Origin of the sequence: Mesorhizobium kowhaii, from assembly GCF_003253745.1 — a bacterium.
In the GTDB taxonomy this organism is placed as follows: domain Bacteria; phylum Pseudomonadota; class Alphaproteobacteria; order Rhizobiales; family Rhizobiaceae; genus Mesorhizobium; species Mesorhizobium kowhaii.
In genome coordinates this window covers 1-21,891 of sequence record NZ_MZXV01000055.1, presented here as the reverse complement: position 1 = coordinate 21,891, position 21,891 = coordinate 1, and the positions used below count along the sequence as shown (strand labels likewise).

Annotated in this window: 16 protein-coding genes, 1 tRNA gene and 1 pseudogene; 14 read left to right on the top strand and 4 right to left on the bottom strand. The window is 62.0% G+C overall.

What is annotated here, in order from left to right; translation table 11 throughout:
• Nucleotides 1–88: 88 nt before the first annotated feature.
• Both B5V02_RS24930 and aceA read right to left on the bottom strand, forming a co-directional pair.
• Nucleotides 89–331 carry an SMc00767 family acetate metabolism repressor gene (locus B5V02_RS24930; RefSeq protein ID WP_111546723.1) on the bottom strand — a complete coding sequence of 81 codons (243 nt, stop codon included), beginning with the start codon at nt 329–331 and terminating at the stop codon, nt 89–91.
• Between the two features lie 56 nt (nt 332–387).
• On the bottom strand, nt 388–1,677 hold the full coding sequence (gene aceA / locus B5V02_RS24925) for an isocitrate lyase (protein WP_111546722.1): 1,290 nt from the start codon (nt 1,675–1,677) through the stop codon (nt 388–390).
• Nucleotides 1,678–1,913: 236 nt separating this feature from the next.
• Between aceA and B5V02_RS24920 the strand changes: the two genes are divergently transcribed.
• The 6 genes from B5V02_RS24920 (at nt 1,914) to B5V02_RS24895 (ending at nt 8,924) form a co-directional block, all read left to right on the top strand.
• The gene (locus tag B5V02_RS24920; RefSeq protein WP_111546721.1) at nt 1,914–3,356 is read left to right on the top strand and encodes a helix-turn-helix domain-containing protein; all 1,443 of its coding nucleotides are present in this window, start codon (nt 1,914–1,916) and stop codon (nt 3,354–3,356) included.
• 149 nt (nt 3,357–3,505) lie between these two features.
• Nucleotides 3,506–4,459, top strand: a complete 954-nt coding sequence (locus B5V02_RS24915) for a DMT family transporter (RefSeq protein WP_111546720.1) — start codon at nt 3,506–3,508, stop codon at nt 4,457–4,459.
• 350 nt (nt 4,460–4,809) lie between these two features.
• Nucleotides 4,810–5,907: a polyamine ABC transporter substrate-binding protein gene (locus B5V02_RS24910; RefSeq protein ID WP_111546719.1), complete on the top strand. Its 1,098-nt coding sequence runs from the start codon at nt 4,810–4,812 to the stop codon at nt 5,905–5,907.
• Between the two features lie 81 nt (nt 5,908–5,988).
• Nucleotides 5,989–7,128: an ABC transporter ATP-binding protein gene (locus B5V02_RS24905; protein ID WP_111546718.1), complete on the top strand. Its 1,140-nt coding sequence runs from the start codon at nt 5,989–5,991 to the stop codon at nt 7,126–7,128.
• Between the two features lie 9 nt (nt 7,129–7,137).
• A complete protein-coding gene (locus B5V02_RS24900) occupies nt 7,138–8,109 on the top strand; it encodes an ABC transporter permease subunit (RefSeq protein WP_111546717.1) in 972 nt (323 codons plus the stop codon).
• Nucleotides 8,106–8,924 carry an ABC transporter permease gene (locus tag B5V02_RS24895; RefSeq protein ID WP_111546716.1) on the top strand — a complete coding sequence of 273 codons (819 nt, stop codon included), beginning with the start codon at nt 8,106–8,108 and terminating at the stop codon, nt 8,922–8,924. Before B5V02_RS24900 ends, B5V02_RS24895 begins: the two co-directional genes overlap by 4 nt.
• 77 nt (nt 8,925–9,001) lie before the next feature.
• On the opposite strand, the gene B5V02_RS24890 is transcribed toward B5V02_RS24895, so the two are convergent.
• On the bottom strand, nt 9,002–10,855 hold the full coding sequence (locus B5V02_RS24890; RefSeq protein ID WP_111546715.1) for an AsmA family protein: 1,854 nt from the start codon (nt 10,853–10,855) through the stop codon (nt 9,002–9,004).
• Nucleotides 10,856–11,055: 200 nt separating this feature from the next.
• On the opposite strand from B5V02_RS24890, the gene B5V02_RS24885 reads away from it, so the two are divergent.
• The 5 genes from B5V02_RS24885 (at nt 11,056) to B5V02_RS24865 (ending at nt 15,880) form a co-directional block, all read left to right on the top strand.
• Complete coding sequence (locus B5V02_RS24885) at nt 11,056–13,026, top strand: acetoacetate--CoA ligase (RefSeq protein ID WP_111546817.1); 1,971 nt, start codon at nt 11,056–11,058, stop codon at nt 13,024–13,026.
• A 461-nt stretch (nt 13,027–13,487) separates the two neighbouring features.
• A complete protein-coding gene (locus B5V02_RS24880; protein WP_245446170.1) occupies nt 13,488–14,174 on the top strand; it encodes a TetR/AcrR family transcriptional regulator in 687 nt (228 codons plus the stop codon).
• Between the two features lie 104 nt (nt 14,175–14,278).
• A complete protein-coding gene (locus B5V02_RS24875; RefSeq protein ID WP_111546815.1) occupies nt 14,279–15,013 on the top strand; it encodes an SDR family oxidoreductase in 735 nt (244 codons plus the stop codon).
• A 52-nt stretch (nt 15,014–15,065) separates the two neighbouring features.
• Entirely contained in the window at nt 15,066–15,455 is a 390-nt protein-coding gene (locus B5V02_RS24870; protein ID WP_111546714.1) for a nuclear transport factor 2 family protein, read from the top strand.
• Nucleotides 15,456–15,517: 62 nt separating this feature from the next.
• Nucleotides 15,518–15,880, top strand: coding sequence for a DoxX family protein (locus B5V02_RS24865; RefSeq protein WP_111546713.1), 363 nt, complete (start codon nt 15,518–15,520; stop codon nt 15,878–15,880).
• A gap of 174 nt (nt 15,881–16,054) precedes the next feature.
• Here B5V02_RS24865 and B5V02_RS24860 read toward each other — a convergent pair whose 3' ends face one another.
• On the bottom strand, nt 16,055–19,930 hold the full coding sequence (locus tag B5V02_RS24860; RefSeq protein ID WP_111546712.1) for a PAS domain S-box protein: 3,876 nt from the start codon (nt 19,928–19,930) through the stop codon (nt 16,055–16,057).
• Between the two features lie 247 nt (nt 19,931–20,177).
• Between B5V02_RS24860 and B5V02_RS24855 the strand changes: the two genes are divergently transcribed.
• From B5V02_RS24855 to B5V02_RS24845, 3 genes and pseudogenes are all read left to right on the top strand, one after another.
• Nucleotides 20,178–20,636 carry a phasin gene (locus tag B5V02_RS24855; protein ID WP_095088547.1) on the top strand — a complete coding sequence of 153 codons (459 nt, stop codon included), beginning with the start codon at nt 20,178–20,180 and terminating at the stop codon, nt 20,634–20,636.
• 349 nt (nt 20,637–20,985) lie between these two features.
• A tRNA-His gene (locus B5V02_RS24850) sits at nt 20,986–21,062 on the top strand.
• 128 nt (nt 21,063–21,190) lie between these two features.
• A pseudogene (locus tag B5V02_RS24845) lies at nt 21,191–21,891 on the top strand (integrase); the annotation flags it as partial.

The window sequence follows — 21,891 nt, the reverse complement described above, 5'->3', positions numbered from 1 at the left end:
TACTGAACTGTCCACGGGCGCGTTTCATAAAAAGAAAATTCACCTGCGCAGAGACTGCGCAGGTGAGGTGTCGGTTGTGTAAGTTCGATCAGCCGTGGCTCTGCTGCGTGACGATCACCGGGATCAAAAGATCGCCCCAGTTGCCGTCGCCGCCGTGGTGCCGTGCCGAGCGCACGAGCTCGACCGAGACGCCTGCCTCGACCGCTTTCATCACCGACTGGTTGAGGCGGTGCAGATCGTTGGCCAGCATGCGGATCGTCGCTTGCTGGTCGACGGTCATCGTGGTGGACTGTTCTTCGGCGCGTTCCTTGACACGGCTTATCGATGCCATTGGTCTTCTCCTTGTGTTCCAAGCCCTGTTGGGCGTTTCCTCTGTGTTTTCTTTCGCTATTCGGCGGCCGGCTTGAATTGCGCGTGCTCGGTCGATTCATGCATGGCGGTGGTCGACGACTGGCCGCCGGTGATCGCCATCGACACGGCGTCGAAATAGCCGGTGCCGACCTCGCGCTGGTGCTTGGTCGCGGTGTAGCCATTGGCCTCAGCCGCGAACTCCGCCTCCTGCAACTCGGAATAGGCCGCCATCTGCCGTGCCTTGTAGCCGCGAGCCAGTTCGAACATGCCGTAGTTGAGCTGGTGGAAGCCGGCGAGCGTGATGAACTGGAACTTGTAGCCCATCGCGCCGAGCTCCTTCTGGAACCTGGCGATCGTCGCGTCGTCGAGGTTCTTTTTCCAGTTGAACGATGGCGAGCAATTGTAGGCGAGCAGCTTGTCGGGGTGATGCTTGCGCACCCCCTCGGCGAATTTCTTGGCCTGCGCTAGGTCGGGCTTCGAGGTCTCGCACCAGATCAGATCCGCGTGAGGCGCATAGGCGACGGCGCGGGCGATGCAGGGCTCGATGCCGTTCCTGACGTGATAGAAGCCTTCCACGGTGCGCCCGGCGCCGTAGTCGACGAAGGGCTGGTCGCGTTCGTCGATATCGGAGGTCAGCAATTTTGCCGCTTCCGCATCGGTGCGTGCGACGACCAGGGTCGACGTGCCCATCACGTCCGCCGCCAGGCGCGCGGCGTTGAGGTTGCGGATGTGCGCTGCAGTCGGGATCAGCACCTTGCCGCCGAGATGGCCGCACTTCTTTTCCGAAGCCAGCTGGTCCTCATAGTGAACGCCGGCCGCGCCCGCCTCGATGAAGGCCTTCATGATTTCGAAGGCGTTGAGCGGCCCGCCGAAACCGGCTTCCGCATCGGCGACGATCGGCGCGAACCAGGTTTCGACCGAAAGCCCGTTGCCTTCGGAGGTCTCGATCTGGTCGGCGCGCTGCAGCGTGCGGTTGATGCGCTTGACCAGTTCGGGCGCCGCATTGGCCGGATAAAGCGACTGGTCCGGATACATCGCGCCAGCCGTGTTGGCGTCAGCGGCAACCTGCCAGCCCGACAGGTAGATCGCCTTCAGCCCGGCGCGCACCTGCTGCATCGCCTGGTTGCCGGACATGGCGCCGAGCGCGTTGACGAAGTCCTCCTCGTGGATGAGCTTCCACAACCGGTTGGCGCCCATTTCGGCGAGGCTCTGGCGGATCTGCACCGAACCGCGCAGCCGCTTCACATCCTCCGGAGAATAGGGCCGTTCGATGCCGTCGAAGCGGCCTTCCGGCGCCGATGGGACGAGGTTGTAAAAATCAGTCATGGGTCACTCCGAAGGATTGCTACACCGTGTCCGGGCACCAATCATCTGCGCGCCGGAATATGACTGAATTTACATTGCGGTGCGCAATTGGCCAGAAAAATCAAGAAAATCGACCGAGCATAAGGGAAAACCTGTATTGCGTTTGACAGCGGGCCGCTGTAAATTTGTCATTATTGTAAAAGGCGGCGCAGCGAGATTGCCGTGAAAGTTATGTAAATTCTTGTCAAGGACAGTCGATGGCTGACCAGAAAATCTTTGCAGGGCCGCGCATCCGCCGCATCCGCAATGCCAAGGGCCTGACGCAGACGGCGATGGCCGAGGGGCTCGGTATCTCACCCTCCTATCTCAACCTGATCGAGCGCAACCAGCGGCCGCTGACGGTGCAGCTGATCCTCAAGCTGGCGTCCGTCTACAAGGTCGATCCGCACGAACTGCAGGGCGAGGCAAGGGGGTCCGTCGCTGCCTTGAAGGAAGTGTTCACCGATCCTCTGCTGGTCGGTGAGCTGCCGGGAGATCAGGAATTGATCGAGCTTGCCGAGGCGGCGCCGAACGCGTCCGCGGCGGTGATAAAACTGTTCCGCGCCTATCGCGAGCAGGCCGAGCGCCTGTCCGACCTCAACGAGCTCTTGGCGCGCGAAGGTCGGGCGACCGCGCTTTCCGGCGCCCGCCTGCCGATCGACGAGGTGCACGAGATCTTCGAGCGCCGGCCCAACCATTTCGCGGCGCTCGAGGAAGAGGCCGCGGCGTTCACCTCGGTGCTTGATCCCGGCGACGATTTGTTCGGCGCGTTGAAGGCCTGGCTGAAGCGCGAATACGGCATCGTGGTCAAGGTGCTGCCGGTCGCCACCATGCCGAACTGGCGCCGCCGCTATGATCGCCACTCGCAGCGCCTGTTCCTATCAGAACGGCTGTCTCCGTTCGACCAGCTGCGCGAAGTCGCGATGGAGGCCTGCCTGATCCGCATGACGGTCGCGGTCGCCGGCGAGATCCAGGCGCTCAAATTGACCACGGACGAGGCTCGCCGTCTTGCCCGCTTCGAACTCGGCCGCTATGCCGCGCATGCGCTGATGATGCCCTATCAGGCCTTTCATGCGGCCGCCGTGCGCGCCCGCTATGATATCGACGTTCTGCGTTCGCGCTTCGGCGTCTCTTTCGAACAGGCCGCGAACCGGCTGACCATGCTGCAGCGGCAGGGCGCACTGGGCGTGCCGTTCTTCATGCTGGAGGTCGACAATGCCGGCAACCGCTTCCGCAAGGCCGGCAGCCAGGGCTTTCCGCAAAGCCGCTTCGGCGGTGGCTGTCCCAAGCTGCCCGTGCATGTCGCTTTCACCCAGCCCGGGCAGATCTTCGTCGAGGCGGTGGAAATGCCCGACGGCGCCGAGTTCCTGTGCATCGCCCGCACGCTGGAAGGACCGCAAGGCGCCTTCTCGGAGCGTCCGCGCCGCACGGCGCTGCTGCTTGGGTGCGACATCGGCTTTCGCGACGACATCGTCTATGGCGCGGCACTTCCCGGTGCGGCAACCACCACGAAGGCGGGCAGCGTCACGGCGACGCCGGTCGGACCCGCCTGCCGGCTTTGCGAACGCGTCGGCTGTCTGGCGCGCGCCGAGCCGCCGGTGACGCGTCCGCTCGGCCTCGACGAGATGGTGACGGGCTTGAGTGCCTTCGACTTCCAGTGACGACATGAGCCGTGATGCCGGGCTGGGTGCCACAATTGTCGTCGGTCTCTGGCTCACCCCCGGCCTTCGCCTTTGCGTTACGCGAACGGAGTATCTTTTTGTCGTCCCTTGCGCATCGTCCCGTCCACAAAAGCCCGACAGTCGCGCCCATGACCGACACAGCATCATCGCCGAGCGTTGTTCTATCAGCCGTCTCGCCGCGCGAGGAACGCGTCGGCATGCTTTTGGTGTTCCTTTCGGCGCTGATGTGGAGTTTCGGCGGCACCATTGCCCGCTTCATCACCGTCGGCGACAGTTGGACGGTTATTTTCTGGCGCTCCGTCTGGGCAGCGGCCTTCCTGATCTGCTTCATGGCCTGGCGCGACGGCTGGCGCGGCACGCTGAAATTGTTCCGCGACATGGGTCTGCCGGGCCTGGCCGTCGGGGTCTGCTTCGCTACCGCATCGACCGCATTCGTCGTCGCACTTGCCTACACCACCGTCGCCAACATCCTGCTGATGCAGGCCGGCGTGCCGCTTCTGGCGGCGCTGCTTGCCTGGGCGTTGTTTCGCGAAAGGGTGACCGTCGCGACCTGGCTGGCGATTGCCGCCGTCATCACCGGTGTCGCCATCATGGTGTCAGAATCGCTTGATGGCGCTGTCTCACCGATAGGCGACGGGCTGGCGCTCTTGATTGCGGTCATGTTCTCGATCGCCACCGTCATCACCCGGCGGTTTTCCGGCGTGCGCATGACGCCGGCAACCTGCCTTGGCACCATGCTTGCGGCGGGCTTTGCCGCCTCGCAGGCGTCGACATTCGCCGTGTCGGCCAGTGACATGGGCTTTCTCTTTGCCTTCGGCATGGTCAATCTCGGTCTTGGCCTTGCCTTCTTCGCCACCGGCGCGCGGCTGATACCGGCGGCCGTCGCCGCACTGCTCGGCACGTTCGAGCCGATCCTCGGCCCGATATGGGTCTGGCTGGTCCATTCCGAGGTGCCGTCGGGGCGCACCATCATCGGCGGCGCGGTGGTGGTGACGGCGCTGCTCGTTCATATCGGGCTCGAATTCAAGCGCCAGACACGGCCCGAGCGCGCCGGGGTTACCGGGGTGCCATCGCCTAATTGATGCGGCGTGCAGCTTTGCCATTGACAAATTCGCTGCCGCGCGGGCAGGCTGAGACTACGGCAACAACAAGACAGGCGTATCTTGCCAAGTCTCCCTGCCGGTCAGATCGAGACCGGACCACATCGTCGTATCTCTGCCCCCGCCACGGCGAAAGCCCTTGACGGCACCCGCACGCCTCCCAGGCCGCGACAGGGACACAAAGCCACCACCCGCCGCCTATCGAACCGCCTGCATAATGTCGGCAGTTCGTGCTTGTTGCTTGCTGGGAAGCTCAATAGTCTGAAACAAATGCCCGGCCGCGTGGGGTCCGCGACGAGCCGGCGAAGGAACACTCATCAAAGGAGAATAGCATGATCCGCAAAGCGCTCTGGCTTTCGGCGACCTCGGTATTTCTGACGCTTTTCACCGCCGGCGGCCATGCCGAAGACCGCGTCGTCAACGTCTTTAACTGGTCGGATTATATCGACAGTTCGATCATCGATGATTTCACCAAGCAAACCGGCATCAAGGTCGTCTACGACACCTTCGATTCCAACGAAATCCTGGAAACCAAGCTGCTTGCCGGCGGCAGCGGCTATGACGTCGTCGTGCCCAGCGGCAACTTCCTCGCGCGCCAGATCCAGGCCGGTGTGTTCCAGAAGCTCGACAAGTCGAAATTGCCAAACATTTCCAACATGTGGGACACGGTTACGGAGCGAACCGCCAAATACGACCCCGGCAACGAATACTCGGTCAACTACATGTGGGGCACGGTTGGTCTCGGCTACAACATCAAGAAAGTGCAGGCAGCACTCGGCACCGACAAGATCGACAGCTGGGATGTGTTCTTCAATCCCGACAGTCTGGCCAAGCTGAAGGACTGCGGCGTCTACGTGCTGGATTCACCGGCCGACATCATCCCGGCGGCGCTGAAATATCTCGGTCTCGACCCCAACAGCACCTCGCCTGACGATATCGCCAAGGCCGAGGAGGCCCTGCTCAAGGTCCGGCCCTATATCAGAAAGTTCCACTCCTCGGAGTACATCAACGCACTCGCCAATGGCGACATCTGCCTGGCTGTCGGCTGGTCGGGTGACGTGTTCCAGGCCCGCAACCGCGCGGTCGAGGCCAAGCAAGGCGTGGAAATCGGCTATTCCGTGCCGAAGGAAGGCGCCCAGATGTGGTTCGACCAGATGGCGATCCCCGCCGATGCGCCGCATGTCGCAGAGGCGCTCGAATTCATCAACTACATGATGACGCCGGAAGTGATCGCCAAATCGTCGAACTATGTGCTCTACGCCAACGGCAACAAGGCTTCGCAGCAGTTCGTCGACAAGGCGCTGTTGGATGATCCTTCCGTCTATCCCGATGCCGAGACGATAAAGAAGCTCTACACGGTCTCTCCCTACGACCCCAAGACCCAGCGTCTGATTACACGCAGCTGGACCAAGATCGTCACCGGCCAATAAGCAATCTGATCGGTCCCGGCAGTCACCTGCCGGGACCGATTCTTTCTGGGGCAAGAAGCAAGAAACAGGACGGAGTGGGACATGAAATCGCTTGGCAGCATCCGCAGGGATTTCGCGCCATGGAACGACCCGAACGCCAAGCCATACATCCAGTTCGACAACGTCACCAAGAAGTTCGGCGACTTCACCGCTGTCAACAATCTGTCACTGACCATCTTCGAGCGTGAGTTCTTCGCCCTGCTCGGCGCCTCGGGCTGCGGAAAGTCGACACTGCTCAGGATGCTCGCCGGCTTCGAGGAGCCGACAGCCGGCCGCATCCTGCTCGACGGCCAGGATCTGCGTGGCATTCCGCCCTATCGCCGGCCGGTCAACATGATGTTCCAGTCCTATGCCCTGTTCCCGCATATGACGGTCGAGAACAACATCGCCTTCGGCCTCAAGCAGGACGGCATGCCGAAGCCCGAGATCGCGTCCCGCGTCGCCGAGATGCTGAAGCTGGTCAAGCTCGAACAGTTCGCCAAGCGCAAGCCGCATCAATTGTCGGGTGGCCAGCGCCAGCGCGTCGCGCTCGCCCGCTCGGTCGCCAAGCGGCCGAAGGTGCTGCTGCTCGACGAGCCGCTCGGCGCGCTGGACAAGAAGCTGCGCGAGGAAACGCAGTTCGAACTGATGGACCTGCAGCAGAACCTCGGCCTGACCTTCGTCGTCGTTACCCACGATCAGGAAGAAGCGATGACCATGGCCGATCGCATCGCCATTATCGACAAAGGCGAGGTGATGCAGGTGGCGACGCCAGCCGAAGTCTACGAGGCGCCCGGATCGCGCTTCGTCGCCGGTTTCGTCGGCAATGTGAACATGTTCGAGGGCAAGATCGCGCGCGGCGAGGCTGGCACTGCCAGCATCGATGCCGGCAACGGCATCACCATTCGGACGGAGAATGCCGGCAATGCCGCCGCCGGAGCCGCCGTCACCTTCGCCATCAGGCCGGAAAAGATCAAGGTGTCGTCGAAGAAGCCGGCAGAGGCCGTCAATGCCATCGAAGGCGAGGTCTATGACATCGCCTATCTCGGCGACATGACCGTCTTCCATGTCAGGCTCGACGACGGCCAGGTGGTGCGGGCAAGCACCATGAACGCGGCTCGCATCACCGAGGATCCGCTGAGCTGGAACGACCGCGCCTGGGTTTCCTTCCGGCCCGACGCCGGCGTCGTGCTGACGCGGTAGGGGGCGGTCATGTCGAATGCCGCCGTCACCGCCGCATCAGCCCCGGCAACCAATGCCGGCAAGTCCATTGTTGCCAGGCTGGGGGCGGCCTTCGTTGGCCGCCTGGTCATCATCATCCCCTATGTCTGGCTGCTTTTTTTCTTCCTCATTCCCTTCATCATCGTCTTCAAGATTTCGCTGTCGCAGACGGCGATCGCCATGCCGCCTTACACGCCGGTGCTCGGCTTCAACGACGGCATCTCCGGATTTTTCGCCGGCTTTGGCGCGCTCAATTTCGACAACTACGCCTGGCTGACGCAGGACGCCCTCTACTTCAACGCTTACGTGACAAGCGTCATCATTGCCGCGATCTCGACTGTCCTGACGCTGATCGTCGGCTACCCGATCGCCTATGGCATGGCGCGTGCGCCGGCTACAATTCGGCCAACGCTGCTGATGCTGGTGATCCTGCCGTTCTGGACCTCGTTCCTGATCCGCGTTTATGCCTGGATCGGCATCCTCAAGCCCGAGGGGCTGCTCAACCAGCTGCTGCTTGCCACAGGCGTCATCAGCCAGCCCTTGATCATCCTCAACACCTACACGGCGATCTTCATCGGCATCGTCTATTCCTACCTGCCGTTCATGGTGCTGCCGCTCTATTCGTCGCTGGAAAAGATGGATTATTCGCTGATCGAGGCCGCCAAGGATCTTGGCTGCCCGCCGACCAGCGCGTTCTGGAAGATCACCTTTCCGCTGTCGCTCCCCGGTGTCATCGCTGGTTGCCTGCTGGTGTTCATCCCCGCCGTCGGCGAGTTCGTCATTCCCGATTTGCTCGGTGGATCGCAGACGCTGATGATCGGCAAGACGCTGTGGAACGAGTTCTTCGCCAATCGTGACTGGCCGGTGTCGTCGGCGGTGGCCGTCATCCTGCTGCTGCTTTTGACCGTGCCGATCGTGCTTTTCCAGCGGGCCCAGGCGCGCGCCCAGGAGCAGGACAAATGAACACCACCTGGAGCCGCTTCAACGTCACCTCGATCGTGCTGGGCTTTGCCTTCCTGTACCTGCCGATCGTTCTGCTCATCGTCTTCTCCTTCAACGAGTCGAAACTGGTTACCGTCTGGGGCGGTTTCTCGACCAGATGGTACGTCTCGCTGTTCCACAACCAGGGCCTGATGGACGCCACCTGGGTCACGGCCCGCGTCGGCGTCATCTCGGCCACGGTGGCAACCGTGCTCGGCACGCTGGCGGCGCTCACCTTGACCCGCTACACGCGGTTCAGGGGCAGGTTGCTGTTTTCAGGCATGGTCTTTGCGCCGCTGGTCATGCCGGAAGTCATCACCGGCCTGTCGCTGCTGCTGCTCTTTGTCGCCATCGGTCTCGACCGCGGCTTCCTGACCGTCACGCTCGCCCACATTACGCTCACCATGTGCTTCGTCGCCGTCGTCGTGCAGTCGCGCCTGGTCAGCTTCGACCGTTCGTTGGAAGAAGCTGCGATGGATCTTGGCGCAACGCCGGTGAAGACCTTCTTCCAGATCACGCTGCCGGTCATCATGCCGGCGATCGTGTCCGGCTGGATGCTGGCCTTTACGCTTTCGCTCGACGATCTGGTCATCGCCAGCTTCACCTCCGGGCCGGGAGCAACAACGCTGCCGATGAAGATCTACAGCCAGGTGCGCCTCGGCGTGACGCCGGAGATCAACGCCGCCTGCACCATCCTGATCGCCGTTGTTGCGGTCGGCGTCATCATCGCTTCGGTCGCCAACAAGCGGCGTGAGGTGCAGCGCCAACTCGACGAACGGGCCGCACAACGCGGCTGAAGCAATTCCAGGAAAAGTGTGAAGCGGTTTTCCCGGGAAGCGCGTAGCGCTTTCCCTTGGGACAAAGAGGCTGAGGCCTATTCCCCCGAAACGCCACGGCTGATCGGGGAAATGAACGGCGTGCTCCACGTCCCGCCGACGAAGAACGACGACTGGTTGGGGCCTTGCTGGCCATTGGTCTGCGTTGCCGCCTGGTCCGCCTGAATGACGCCGCCGGACAAGGCCAGTCCCCGTCCGGCGTAGGACGCGATCCCGGACAGCCAGAGCTTGTACTTCGCCGAATTGGCTTCGGCCTTGTCGATCCGCGCCACGCCTTTCGAAATGCTGGCCTTGATCTCGGCACCGTCGATCGGCAGCGTTCCGTCGGAAACGTCGTCGAGCGCGAAGAAGCCGCCTTGCTCGGTATGCTTGAGGAAGGCAGGCAGGTTGAGCTTGCTCAACGCTCCCGGTCCGAAGGTCGCAGAGACCGAGCCGTCGGCATTGTCGAAGATGGAATCCCAGGTTCTGCCCGGTCCCTTGAGGATCACCGAGATGGTCCCCGTGCCGACCGGCACCAGCCGCGTCATCCCGGCCGCCGTGGCGAAAGCACCGCTGTCGATGTCGGACGCCAGCAGCCGGATCTCGACCTGCGAGCCTTCCGGCTTGCGGTCGAAGCGAAGGCTGCTCTGGATGTTGCCGCCAAACGCCGAGGCATCGGAGATATCGAAGACGGAAAGACCGTCCTTGACCTGGGCGGTGGCGGCGACGTCGGCGAGCTGGATAGGCCCCGCCGTGGCGTGCGCTGCCGACAGCCTGAGATCGAGGTTGATCTTGTCGGCAAAGCTTGTATCGATGTCGCCGGGTCCTGCGCCTCCGGTCGGCGCCAGCGGCGTGAAGGCCGACAGAAATGATCTGAGGTCGAGTGTGTCGAAGGCGAGCGTGCCGGAGATCACTGGCTGCGACTCGCCGAGCGTGAGGTCCAGCGCGCCCATTCCCGGATTGTTGTCCAGGGCAAGTGCGGTGTTGTCGAACTTGACGCGCCCTGCGGTCGCCGTGATCTTGCTCGAAATGCTGACCGAGCCGATAGCAGCACCTGGAGCGATACCGGCCTGCGACCATTCCAGGACACGCCGCAGCGAAGGTGCCGAGAATTTCGCTTGACCGTCGAAATAAGCATTTTCGGACATGCTGGCCGTGCCGTCGAACGAGAAGGTGGCGGGCGCCGCCTTGAAGGACAGTGTGATCGGCGCCGTACCGCCGGCAAACAGCACAAGCGGTTTCGGCGAGGCGACGTCGAGGGCGACGCTTTCGCCGCGCCAGATCCCTGTTGCCGACAGCGTCGCATTGCTGTTCATCGCGGCCCAATTCGCCTGGCCGGACAAGCTGCTCAGGATCTCGACGTCCTTGCCGGCGATGGACGCCACCATGCGGCCGTCGCGAAACTCCACCGTGCCGAAGGTGTCGGCCGGCAGCTTGTCGAGGTCGGGCTTGGCGGGGTCGGCATTGACCACGCCCCTCGCCGTGTCGATGGAACGCGTGATGCGCCCGCCGGTCGGGACGGCGGGCAGGAAAAAGCCTGCCGGCGTTCGCTGGACCCGGATCGTCGGCCGCACCAGCCGCGCCGTCGAAAACTCCACGTCGCCGCGCAAGGCCGCCATGGCGGAAAGGTCAATCTCGACCCGTTCGGCCTCGACCACCGGCGGCGCCTCGGTGTCGGTCCATTGCGAAAGCGTCACATCGGTCAGGATCGCGCGGAATTTCGGCCAGACCTCGATGCGGGGCGAGCCGTCGATGGCGACCCGAAAGCCGCTCCACGCGCTCATTTCCCAGGCGATGCGGTCGCGCACGATGCGGGTGGAGGCGATCAGCGGCAGGGCGGCAACGACCAACGCGATGACGATCACGGCAGCGCCGATCGCCCATATCCCGCGCCGGATCAAAGATGATGGCATATCGCTCCGTATGCTTCCATTCCGACAAAAATCGCCCGACGGGTGTAACTCCAGTCGTCACTACGACTTAGGGCTGAGGCATTTCAAGTCTTTATGGCCCGGCGATGGCATTTGCGCACATCTGGTCGCATTGGCCGAACAAAATCTTGCTCTGCTGCGCTGCGATATGCATAAGCGGTGGCGACCGTGGAGGAACGATCATGGCTGCCGAAGTACCGCTCTGGACCCCGACGCAAGACCAGATTGATGCAGCACCCTTGACCGCTTTCATGAAGGCCGCGGCAGTGAAAGCCGGCGCAGCGTTTTCTTCGTATTCGGAGCTTCACCGCTGGTCCGTCGAGGACCGCGAGGGGTTCTGGAGCCTGGTCTGGGATTTCTCCGGCATCGTCGGCGACAAGGGGACCGATGGGGGCGAGCCCGTGCTTGTCGATGGCGACAAGATGCCCGGTGCCTCCTTTTTTCCCGACGCGACGCTGAACTTCGCCGAGAATCTCCTGAAGAAGATCGGCTCGGGCGAGGCAATCGTCTTTCGCGGCGAGGACAAGGTCGAGCGCCGGCTGTCCTGGAATGAGCTGCATGCGCTGACCTCGCGGCTGCAGCAGCTTTTCCTGTCGCTCAAGGTGAAGAAGGGCGACCGCATCGCTGCGATGATGCCCAACATGCCGGAGACCGTTGCCGCCATGCTGGCTGCCGCCTCGATAGGTGCCGTCTGGTCGTCCTGCTCTCCCGATTTCGGCGAGCAGGGCGTGCTTGACCGCTTCGGCCAGATCGAGCCTGTCGTCTTCATCGCGCCCGATGGCTACTGGTACAATGGCAAGGCGATCGAGGTCGCCGACAAGATAGCGGCGGTTGCGGCCAAGCTCGGCACGGTCCGCAAGGTTTTGGTCGTCGACTATCTCGGCACCTCGGGCGATGTCGCTGATATCATCGACAAGGCGGTGGCGATGGAAGAGGCGCTGTCGCCCTTCGCCGTCAAGCCCGTCATTTTCGAGCGGCTGCCGTTCGCGCATCCGCTTTACATCCTGTTCTCGTCGGGAACGACCGGCATCCCCAAATGCATCGTCCATTCGGCCGGCGGCACGCTGATCCAGCATGTCAAGGAACATCGGCTGCATGCCGGTCTCACCGACGGCGACCGCTTCTTCTACTTCACCACCTGCGGCTGGATGATGTGGAACTGGCTGGTGTCGGGGCTCGCTTCAGGCGCGACGCTGCTGCTCTATGACGGCTCGCCCTTTTACCCCGACGGCAATGTGCTGTTCGACTTCGCCGATGCCGAGAAGATGACCTTCTTCGGCACCTCGGCCAAGTTCATCGATTCCGTGCGCAAGGCCGGTCTCAAGCCGATCCGCACGCATGATCTGTCGAGCGTGAGGGCGATTTCTTCCACCGGGTCGCCGCTGTCGCCGGAGGATTTCCGCTTCGTCTATGACGGCATCAAGAAGGATGTGCACCTGGCCTCGGTCTCCGGCGGCACCGACATCGTCTCCTGCTTCGTGCTCGGCGTGCCGACGCAGCCGGTGTGGACCGGCGAAATCCAGGGGCCTGGCCTCGGCCTTGCCGTCGACGTCTGGGACGACGATGGCAGACCGATCCGCCAGGAGAAGGGCGAGCTGGTCTGCACCAAGGCGTTTCCGTCGATGCCGATCGGCTTCTGGAACGATCCCGAGGGCAAGAAATACCAGGCGGCCTATTTCGAGCGTTTCGACAATATCTGGTGTCACGGCGATTTCGCCGAATGGACCGCGCATGGCGGCATGATCATCCATGGCCGTTCCGACGCGACGCTCAACCCGGGCGGCGTGCGCATCGGCACGGCGGAGATCTACAACCAGGTCGAACAGATGCCCGAGATTCTGGAAGCACTGTGCATCGGCCAGGATTTCGACAATGACGTGCGCGTCGTGCTGTTCGTTCGGCTGGCCACGGGCGTCAAACTGGATGACGATCTGGAAAAACGCATCCGCTCCAAGATCCGCAGCGGGGCGAGCCCGCGTCACGTGCCTGCCAAGATCGTCGCCGTCACCGACATCCCGCGCACCAAGTCCGGCAAGATCACCGAGCTTGCGGTGCGCGACGTGGTGCACGGCCGCGCCATCAAGAACAAGGAAGCGCTCGCCAACCCCGAGGCGCTGGAGCTGTTCAAGAACCTGCCGCAGCTGGCCGAGTGACCGGGCAGGCATGGTTAACCAAATATGTCGCGAGAATTTACCTAGATTTCACGAGTGGTACACATTCGTAAATTTTTTGGCAGCCCGGTAAGGAGTTGTTAAGGCCCGGCGTCGATAGTCGCACGTAACTTGAGGGAGAAATCCCGTTCCTCAGCCCCCGAGGATCTGAATTCGCTCAAGCCCCGTTGTGACAGCAATCCCATCTCTTAAGGCGTCCTCTTGGGCGCCTTTTCTTTGTGCTCCAACCACATCGAACAGGACGGAACACGTGCAACACCAAGTAGCTTGTCCGGCGATATAGGGCTGGATGATCCTCCATTGGAAATCAGTCAGGTGACTGGCGATAGGTCATCGAAGGCCCCGCAAGGGCCTTGTGAATCAAGTCAGACCTCCCTTGGAAATTCTTTATGATTCCAGGGCTGGGTTCCAGGCCAAGGTTTGACTATGCCGCAATTGCTTGAGTGTTGCCCGCAATCACCTCCAATTTTCTGTCTCTGGACGACAAATGGCATTGCGTGTCAAAAAGAAATTCTACTCATTTCGGTGTGGAGAAAATCTTGGGTCTTCGGGAAGACAAGAAGGATCGCACGCGGACTCAGTTGCTTGAGGCTGGGCTGGACTTGATCCACAAGCGCGGGTTTGAGGCGACTACTGTTGCCGATATCGCTGCCGCTGTCGGCGTTTCGCCTCGTACCCTGTTGCGCTATTTCCCGACCAAGGAAGATGTGATCGTCAGCTGGGTGCAGGACGGTATGACGATCATCCGGGAGGAACTCGAGGAGCGGCTCAAGTCGGAGCCGCCGGTTGTCGCGCTTCTCGCCTCAGCGCGGGCGATGCTCGCGGTTTTCGAGGAGAAATCTCGTTTCTTCCTCGCCATCGAGACTGCGATCCGTTCCAACAGGAGCATTTCCGCGCGCAAGGAACAGATGATCGCTGAGCTGATCGACGAAGTCGCTCGAATTCTGGCCTCACCGGACAGACCGTGTCGGCTCCCCGGTGTTGTCGCCTATACGGTATCAGGAACCGTTTTCGCGCTCATTCGGGCGACAATCAGCAGCTGGGTAGAAGGACGAGAGGGAATGTCACTCCCCGATATCTTCGACCAGGCCGCCACCGTCGTGCATTTCGAGACAAATGGCACTGAGTGACATTTGTCGTTGACAGACATAAAATTCCATGCGATCCAGCGCCCGCTGCTAGGCAGCTTGCGAAAAGGCGCTGCCCATGAGGGGCACGCTCGTTGGAGATATGGATGTCCACATACGAAAAGATTGCGCTCGTAACGGGCGCGACCCGCGGTCTTGGCTTTGAAACGGTTCGCCAACTTGCGCGAAACGGAGTGTTTGTCCTGCTGGGCGCACGCGATCTTGCAACTGGCCAGGAGAGGGCTGAAGCACTACGCGCGGAAGGGTTGGCGGTCGAGGCAATCGAGATCGACCTCAATCGACCGGAAACCATCGACGCAGCCGCATCAACAATCGATGAACAATTCGGCAGGCTCGACATCCTGATCAACAACGCCGGAATTCTGCTGCTCGACACCGACGATTTTCCAAGCGTGGCCCCAACGCAGACCCTGCGTGAAACGTATGAGGTCAATTTCATCGGCACCGTGCTCGTGACGCAGAAACTGTTGCCGCTCATCCGCAAGGCGGCCAGCGGCCGCATCGTCAACCTGTCGAGCAGCGTCGGGTCTCTTTGGTGGAATGGCGATCCCGCCAATCCATCGCCCGATATCAAATGGCTTGGCTATGCTGCCTCCAAGGCGGCGCTCAACATGCTGACCGTACAGTTGGCCTTCGAACTGCGCGATACACCGATCAAGGTGAACTCGGTCTGCCCCGGCTACGTCATGACGGATTTAAATAGAGGTGGCGGCTACGTCACGATCGAGGACGGCGTTCGGGCATCTGTCAAATACGCCTTGCTGGATGATGCTGGACCGACTGGCCAATTCTTCAACACTAACGGACTGATCAACTGGTGATGGCCAGAGGTTCCGGATTTTGACTCTCATCCCAACTCAAGGAGTATGAACGGTGAAACCGTCCATCAGCGACATCATTGAGGTCAATCAAATCCTGTCGCTCTGGGGACACCTTGTCGACAAGCGCGCGTGGGACCGGTTCGGCGAAGTCTTCACCGAGGATGCCCACTTTGACTCGAGCGTTTTCGGATTTGCTCCCGTCACCGGAATTGAAGCGATCCGCCATATGGCAAGCCAGGACGGCCACGCCAAGGCCCATCACACGACAAACGTATATGTTCAGGAGGGCCCAAACGACGAGATCGACGCGATGTCGAAAGGCCTTGGCTTGCTGTTGGACGGCTCGGTAGCGAGCGTTACCTACACGGATCGGCTCCAGCGGACGCCGGATGGCTGGCGTTTGGCGAGTCGCGTACTCGCTCTTCAACCCGCGTCGCCTTGAAAAGCGCGGCATGTCTGCGGTCAGCCTGTTGATGACCAAAATCCTGTGGAGAATGGCCGTCCATGCCTGAAATTCGTTGGGGAAACGGAGCCGCTTGGCTGCTTGCGGCGTTCTTCCTGGTTGGAGCCTACGGGAACACCTTCGTCACTGCCGAGATTGCCGCGGACTACGCCCGGTGGGGTTATCCGCAAAGCTTCCACTATCTAACGGCAATCTTCGAATTCACGACTGCTGTCATGCTGATCTTCAGGCCTCTCCGCCTCTACGGATCGCTGCTCGGGAGTGCCGTCATGCTGGCCGCTGCGGGGACGGTGATACTCCATGGCGAGTACGCTCATGCAATGCCGCCCTTTATGGTTCTGGCCGTTTGCCTGCTTGTTGCCATTCTGACCGTCAGGTCGAGACGATCACGGCATCGAGCCTGAATCGGCTACTGTGCCTATGATCTGGAACCGCAAAGTCTGGTTGTGGCGCCAGGCAACCGATCCGAGCAGATACGCTATATCCGAAGGACGCCGAAACGGCTGCGAGTTGCCATGTCAAGCCGCTCAGCCGGAGGCGACCTTTGCGCTCCTCGACCATATTCATGGGTCCACGGCCTATTCCGCGAGCACGCGGGTCGACGGAAACGCGACCTCGACCAGGGTGCCTTCACCCGGTGTCGAGTTGATGGTGAACCGGGCGCGGTTGGCTTCCACCATCGCCTTGGTCAAAGGCAATCCAAGCCCCGTGCCGTCGCCGCGCCCGCGCTTCAGCGCGTTGATCTGCTTGAACGGCTTCAGTGCCTGCTCGATCTCGGCCTGGCTCATGCCGATGCCGGTGTCGCGCACCCGCATGACGACGTCGCCTGATGTCTCATAGGCGGTCGAGACGATCACCTGGCCGCCGGCCTGCGTGTAACGAATGGCGTTCGACAGGATGTTGAGCGCGATCTGGCGCACGCTGCGCAGGTCGGCCACCACTTCCGGCAGCCGCGAAGCGAAGCTGGAGCGGATGATGACGCGCTCGCGGTTGGCCTGCGGCTGCATCATCGCCACGGTCTCGGCCAGCGTGTCGTTGAGCGACACCGCCTCGTAGGCCATCTCCTGCTGGCCAGCCTCGATTTTCGAAATGTCGAGCAGGTCGTTGACGAGGTCGAGCACATGGTTGCCAGAGCGGTTGATGTCGCGCAGATAGTCGCGGTAGCGGTCATTGGCGACCGGACCGAATTTCTCGTCGACCATCAATTCGGAAAAGCCGATGATGGCATTGAGCGGGGTGCGGATCTCGTGGCTGATGCGCGCGAGGAAATCGGTCTTTTGCGAGGACGCGCGCTCGGCCACCGCGCGTGCTTGCGTCAGGTCCTCTTCGGCCCGTTTCCATTGTGTGATGTCGCGCACGACGGCACAGAAGCCGCTGTCGTTGGGCAGCCGGCCGATGGTCATGAACAACGGGATGAAGCGCCCCTGCGCCTCGCGCCCGATCACCTCGCGGCCGTCATTCATCACGCTCGCCACACCGGGCTCGGACAGTCCGTTGAGATAGTCGCGCGCCGCGCGCTGGCTTTCGATCGCGAACAGCGAAGCGAACGGCTTGCCGGTCACTTCGTCGCTGTCGAAGCCGAACAGCGCCTCGGCCGGCCGGCTGATCGAGCGGATGCTGCCGTCACGACCGATCAGCACGACGCCGTCGGTGGCGGTGTCGATGATGGTGCGCATCTCGGCGATGCGTGCCTTCAGCTCGGGAATGTCGGGCTGCGTCTGCTCGTCGCCAACCACATGCAGGGTCGCCGGCGCGTCATCCTCGCCGGAGCGGCGCACGACCAGCATCAATGCCTTGCCGTCACGCCAGGGGACAGAGCGCAAAATCGCCTCGATCGGGAATTCCTGCCTATCACGTGTCTTCAGTCGCAACGCGCGATCGGTGCCGTCGGAGGTGCCATCGTCGGCGTAGGGGTCGGCAAACAGCGCGCCGAGGCCGCCGGCATCCGCCAGGTCGTCGAGCGCCTCATAGCCGGTCAGGTTGAGGAATTCCTCGTTCGCATAGTGCAACTGGTCGCCGGAATGGATGAGCAACGGCACCGGCAGCTTGCTCAGAAGCGAGGTATCGGGAGCCTTGTGCTCATCTCCGGCCGAAAAGGCCGACGGCACGAACCCTTCGACCTTGAGCGGCGGCACTTTAAGGCGTGGGCGCTCGACGCGTGCCTCGGCGGAGGCAACCGCCGGTTCGTCAGGGGCCGCGGCTTCCTCGTCGGGCTGCACCCAATCTTCACTGTCCTCGGCGTCGCGAAAATCTGCCGATGTCATGCTGTCGTCATCGACGGAGTCATGTGTCGCGTCAGTGGCTTCAGGCTCTTCGCCGGTGGCGACGGGCTCGGTCAATTCTGGTTGCGCCGTCACCGGTTCGGAAACCGGGGCCAGGTCACTGTTGTCCGCGACAGGACCGCGTCCGTCATCACGGTCGGCATAGTCGAGCAACGAGCCCGGCAGGGTGTCGGAGGGTTCCTCATGACCTGCTTCGTCCGGGTGACCGCCGTCAAGCCGCGCCAGGTCCGCTTCGTCCTCGGCATCGACATCGGTCTCGGAGGCGGCATCGAGTGTTGACGGAATCTCGCCGACTGCCGGAGCTTCCGTCTCCGCCGTCGGCACGTCCGCCACAGCTTCGGCAGGTGCCTCGGTCGCCTGTTCCCTGGGATTGTCGAGGCTGGGCTTCTCGGCCTCTGGCGGCTCGGCGGGCGAACTGTCCTTCTTCAGCCGCTCGCCGATCTCGCGGAACGCGCTGCGCTCCAGCGTCGACAGGCCCTTGTCGTTGGCTGGCTGGCGATGTTCGGCCAGCCGGATCACCTTGTCGGCAAAGCGCCGCTCCGGTTTCGGCACGATGGTTAGCGCCGGCACCTCGCCCTTGAACGGGTCCGATGCCTTCGGCTCCTCGGCCGTCGGCTCTTCAGCCTTCGGCTGTTCAGGTACGGGTTCGACGGCTTGCGGCTCGGGTGTCGCCGGGGCCTTGCCGTTGGGCACCAGCGCCATGCCGATGGCTTCCGGATCGACGACCGCGTCACTGGCCCGGGCAACGCCGAAGCCGCGGAAGCCTTCAAAGGCACGGCTGCGGCCATAGACAGGCAGCGCCGCCAGGTCGACAGGGATCTTCAGATCGGTGCCGGCGACGGGCCACAGCACGGAGCGGCCGGACCAGGTATCGCGTCGTTCCAGCAAGCCGGCGATCTCACCGGAGGGATCGAGGCCGAAGGTGGCCGCCACATCCCTGAAGCGCCGGCCGATGACATCGGCGGCCGGCTTGCCGACAATGTTGGCGAATTCCGGAGACAGCGTGCTGAACTTGCCTTCGGCATCGGTGCGCCAGACGAAGCGCAGCGGCGCAGCCGTGCGGTCGATCGATCGCACGGCCGGGCGTTCGACCGGGGCGGCCTTGGTATCGTGCTGCGTCGGATTTTCCGCCGCACCCTCCGCGACGGCGGCAGGGGGCTCAACAGTCTCGGCTGCAGCGGCCCGGTCGGTCTGTTGCGCATCCTCCTCACCGGCATTGAAGTACCAATGATCGTGCTGCGCTGGCGTAGCGCCGGCAGTCCCCGGGTCGTTATCCGCCGCCTCCGCCGGCTGCCCGGCTGGATCGGCATTCTCAGGCGCTGTCGGCATCGGGATAATCTCGGCGGCTTCCGGAACGCTAGGTTCGTCCACGGCCGGGTGTTCGATGTCGATTGCCGGTCTGTTGTGCTGGGACGGTTCCGGCTGGGCAATCGTGCTTTCCGCAGCCGCGGTTTCTACTTGGGCTGGCGCTTGCGCTTCCACGACGCTGTCTTCGGCAGGAGCCTTGCCGTCAAGTTGGTCCTCGTCGATCACCACCAGCAGATGCCGTTCCTCGGTCAATCTTGCCAGCCCTGCCGGATAGGAGGTCGCGCCGCCGGGAACGAGGCGCTTGACGATCCGCTCGCTCCCATCCGCGACGTCGGCAACCAGCGCCGCCAGCGTCTCCGGCAAGATGCCCAGTGCCGAAAATCCTTCCGAGGCGGCCTCGACGTTGCCTGCGGCATCGACAAAGGCAATGAAATGGCCGTCTTCGGTAAGGCCGCCGATGGCGCGAGCGGCAATTTCGCTGGCGCTGCGCGAGCCCGTCTGTGCCGCCGGCACGGTCAGCATGATCGCCTTTTCGTCGTCCGGCATGGTCACGGCACTGGCCAGGAAGCCGACGGCACGGCTGGTCATGCCGGTTGCCAGCCGCACCATGATGGCGCGGTCGCGGCCGATCTCTGGAAATCCGCTGGTCGCCATGATCTGGCGTCTGGCGATCAGCGGCAGCTGCGCGGAGGCGCCGATGATCGCCTCGATATCGGGGTAGCCGAACACTGCGGCTCCTGGCCCATTGGCCCAGATCACCTGCTCCAGATCCGTCGAAAGAATCGCGATCGCGTCGCCGGCGGCAAAGCGCTGGCGGACCGCGTCGAGCACGGCGACGTCAAGGAAGGAATATTCGGACGGCATGCGCTTGGCGAACCCTCACGGAGCGGCAAATTGCGGTTAACGCTTTGTTAATAAAAGCCGGCGGCGCGAAGGTCCACAAGCCAGAACGTGCAAAGGCTGGAATTTGGGCTCTTGGTTAACGGCCCAAAGAAACTTATGGTGCACTGCAACAAAGATATTGCAATGCACAAAATTTGCCTTTATATTGCCATCATACATGAACGAGACGGCTTTCTGTCAAAGCCGCTGACGCTGAAAAGGATGGAAAATGTCCAGGACCAAAACTGCCGACACGATCGAAAACGTTGAATTCCCGAGCTTCGACGCTTCCAAGGCCACTGACCAGATGCGCGCTTTCGCCGAAAAGGGCGTTGAGCAGTCGAAGGAAGCCTATGCCAAGCTGAAGACCGGTGCCGAGGAGACCCAGAAGGCTCTGGAGTCGACCTACGAGACCGCCAAGACCGTTTCCAGCGACCTGTCGCTCAAGACCATTTCCGCTCTCCGCGCCAATGCCGAGGCTGGTTTCTCGCATCTCGAAGCCCTGATCGGCGCCAAGTCGCTGTCGGAAGTCGTCGAGCTGCAGACCGCCTTCCTGCGCAAGCGCGTCGAAATGACCGTCGAGCAGGCCAAGGACTTCCAGACCGTCGCCTCCAAGGCGGCAGAGGACGTCTCCAAGCCGATCAAGACCGCCTTCGAGAAGGCGATGAAGGAAATCAAGGTTGCCTAACATTTACGCATGATCTGAAGATGCAACAAAAGGTCGCATTTTCTTAAAAACGATCAGGCGTATAATGGCAGCCATCAAGGAATACCCGGCGAGCGGAACCTCCTCCCTCTGCTCCTCGGGGTGACCAGCCAGCACCTCCTCCCGCTGGCTCGTAACAGGAAAAGGCCGGCACCTCCTCCCGCCGGCCTTTTTCTTTGCCCGGCGAAAAGTCGATGCTGTTTGTGGGGAAGCGACCTTTGCCTTGCAAAAGTCTTGAATTAAGATCCGTTAGCCCGTAAGGACGCATCGCCGAACGACAGAGCGGATCACGGAAAGTGAACTTTCCACCTTGGTCTGGCTCAGCAAACGTGCCGTTGTAGCTCAGATGGTTAGAGCGCCGGATTGTGGATCCGGAGGTCGCTGGTTCGATCCCAGCCAACGGTACCATCAGCACCTTCACTAAATCATTGAATCTATTATAGAATTTTGAGTATCTGGCGATTGGCCTTGCGACTGTTGGCTATTTTGTGTTACCAGTTGCGTTACCTATTGTGATGCAAATGGTGATTTGGGGCGTGGGAAGACGACGCGAAGAGCATGATCCTGACCGCTTCCTGCAACTGAGGGGCGATCATTTCCACTACTACCGCCGGGTGCCCAGGGTGGTCCGGGACCTCGACGAGCGTGGTGTGTTGGTGCGCCGCGCCCTCGGCACCACTGACCGCATAAAGGCCCGCACTGCCCGAGATCTCCACGAGGCTGCTGACAATGCTTTGTGGGCTTCGTTGATGCTGGGTGAAAATCCACAGGCAGCGCGCGCCCGATACCACCAAGCCATCAAGCGCGCCGAGTCGCTGGGATTCGTCTATCGGCCGCTCGCCGAGATCCTTGTCGCTGAGCCGCTCGATACAATCCTGCAGCGGGTCGAGAGCACGATAGGGGAGCCTGCCAAATCACCATCTGTCGACGCAGTCGGCGGAACCGTCGCCCGCCCTGACGACAAGATATCGGAAGCGCTGAAGCTCTATTTCAACGAGATTGCTCGCGACGAAATCCGCACCAAAAGCCCTGACCAGAAGAAGCGCTGGAAGGCAAAGCGCGAAATGAGCGTCGATGTCTTCATCGGCCTGGTCGCCGATAAGCCGATGAGCGAGATCACGCGCGACGACGCGCGGGCTGTGCATAAATATTGGCTTGACCGAGTTGCGCCCGACAAAGGGCGACCGGACCGTTCGGCATCGACAGGCAACCGAAACATGGGCAACCTGCGAACCCT

Excerpts from the sequence above, each read along its gene's own strand:
- B5V02_RS24905 (WP_111546718.1), top strand. The coding sequence starts at position 5,989 with ATGAAATCGCTTGGCAGCATCCGCAGGGATTTCGCGCCATGGAACGAC.
- B5V02_RS24855 (WP_095088547.1), top strand. The coding sequence starts at position 20,178 with ATGTCCAGGACCAAAACTGCCGACACGATCGAAAACGTTGAATTCCCG.
- B5V02_RS24920 (WP_111546721.1), top strand. The coding sequence starts at position 1,914 with ATGGCTGACCAGAAAATCTTTGCAGGGCCGCGCATCCGCCGCATCCGC.
- B5V02_RS24895 (WP_111546716.1), top strand. The coding sequence starts at position 8,106 with ATGAACACCACCTGGAGCCGCTTCAACGTCACCTCGATCGTGCTGGGC.
- B5V02_RS24860 (WP_111546712.1), bottom strand. The coding sequence starts at position 19,930 with ATGCCGTCCGAATATTCCTTCCTTGACGTCGCCGTGCTCGACGCGGTC.
- B5V02_RS24930 (WP_111546723.1), bottom strand. The coding sequence starts at position 331 with ATGGCATCGATAAGCCGTGTCAAGGAACGCGCCGAAGAACAGTCCACC.
- B5V02_RS24900 (WP_111546717.1), top strand. The coding sequence starts at position 7,138 with ATGTCGAATGCCGCCGTCACCGCCGCATCAGCCCCGGCAACCAATGCC.
- B5V02_RS24890 (WP_111546715.1), bottom strand. The coding sequence starts at position 10,855 with ATGCCATCATCTTTGATCCGGCGCGGGATATGGGCGATCGGCGCTGCC.
- B5V02_RS24885 (WP_111546817.1), top strand. The coding sequence starts at position 11,056 with ATGGCTGCCGAAGTACCGCTCTGGACCCCGACGCAAGACCAGATTGAT.
- B5V02_RS24875 (WP_111546815.1), top strand. The coding sequence starts at position 14,279 with ATGTCCACATACGAAAAGATTGCGCTCGTAACGGGCGCGACCCGCGGT.
- B5V02_RS24865 (WP_111546713.1), top strand. The coding sequence starts at position 15,518 with ATGCCTGAAATTCGTTGGGGAAACGGAGCCGCTTGGCTGCTTGCGGCG.
- B5V02_RS24910 (WP_111546719.1), top strand. The coding sequence starts at position 4,810 with ATGATCCGCAAAGCGCTCTGGCTTTCGGCGACCTCGGTATTTCTGACG.
- aceA (WP_111546722.1), bottom strand. The coding sequence starts at position 1,677 with ATGACTGATTTTTACAACCTCGTCCCATCGGCGCCGGAAGGCCGCTTC.
- B5V02_RS24915 (WP_111546720.1), top strand. The coding sequence starts at position 3,506 with ATGACCGACACAGCATCATCGCCGAGCGTTGTTCTATCAGCCGTCTCG.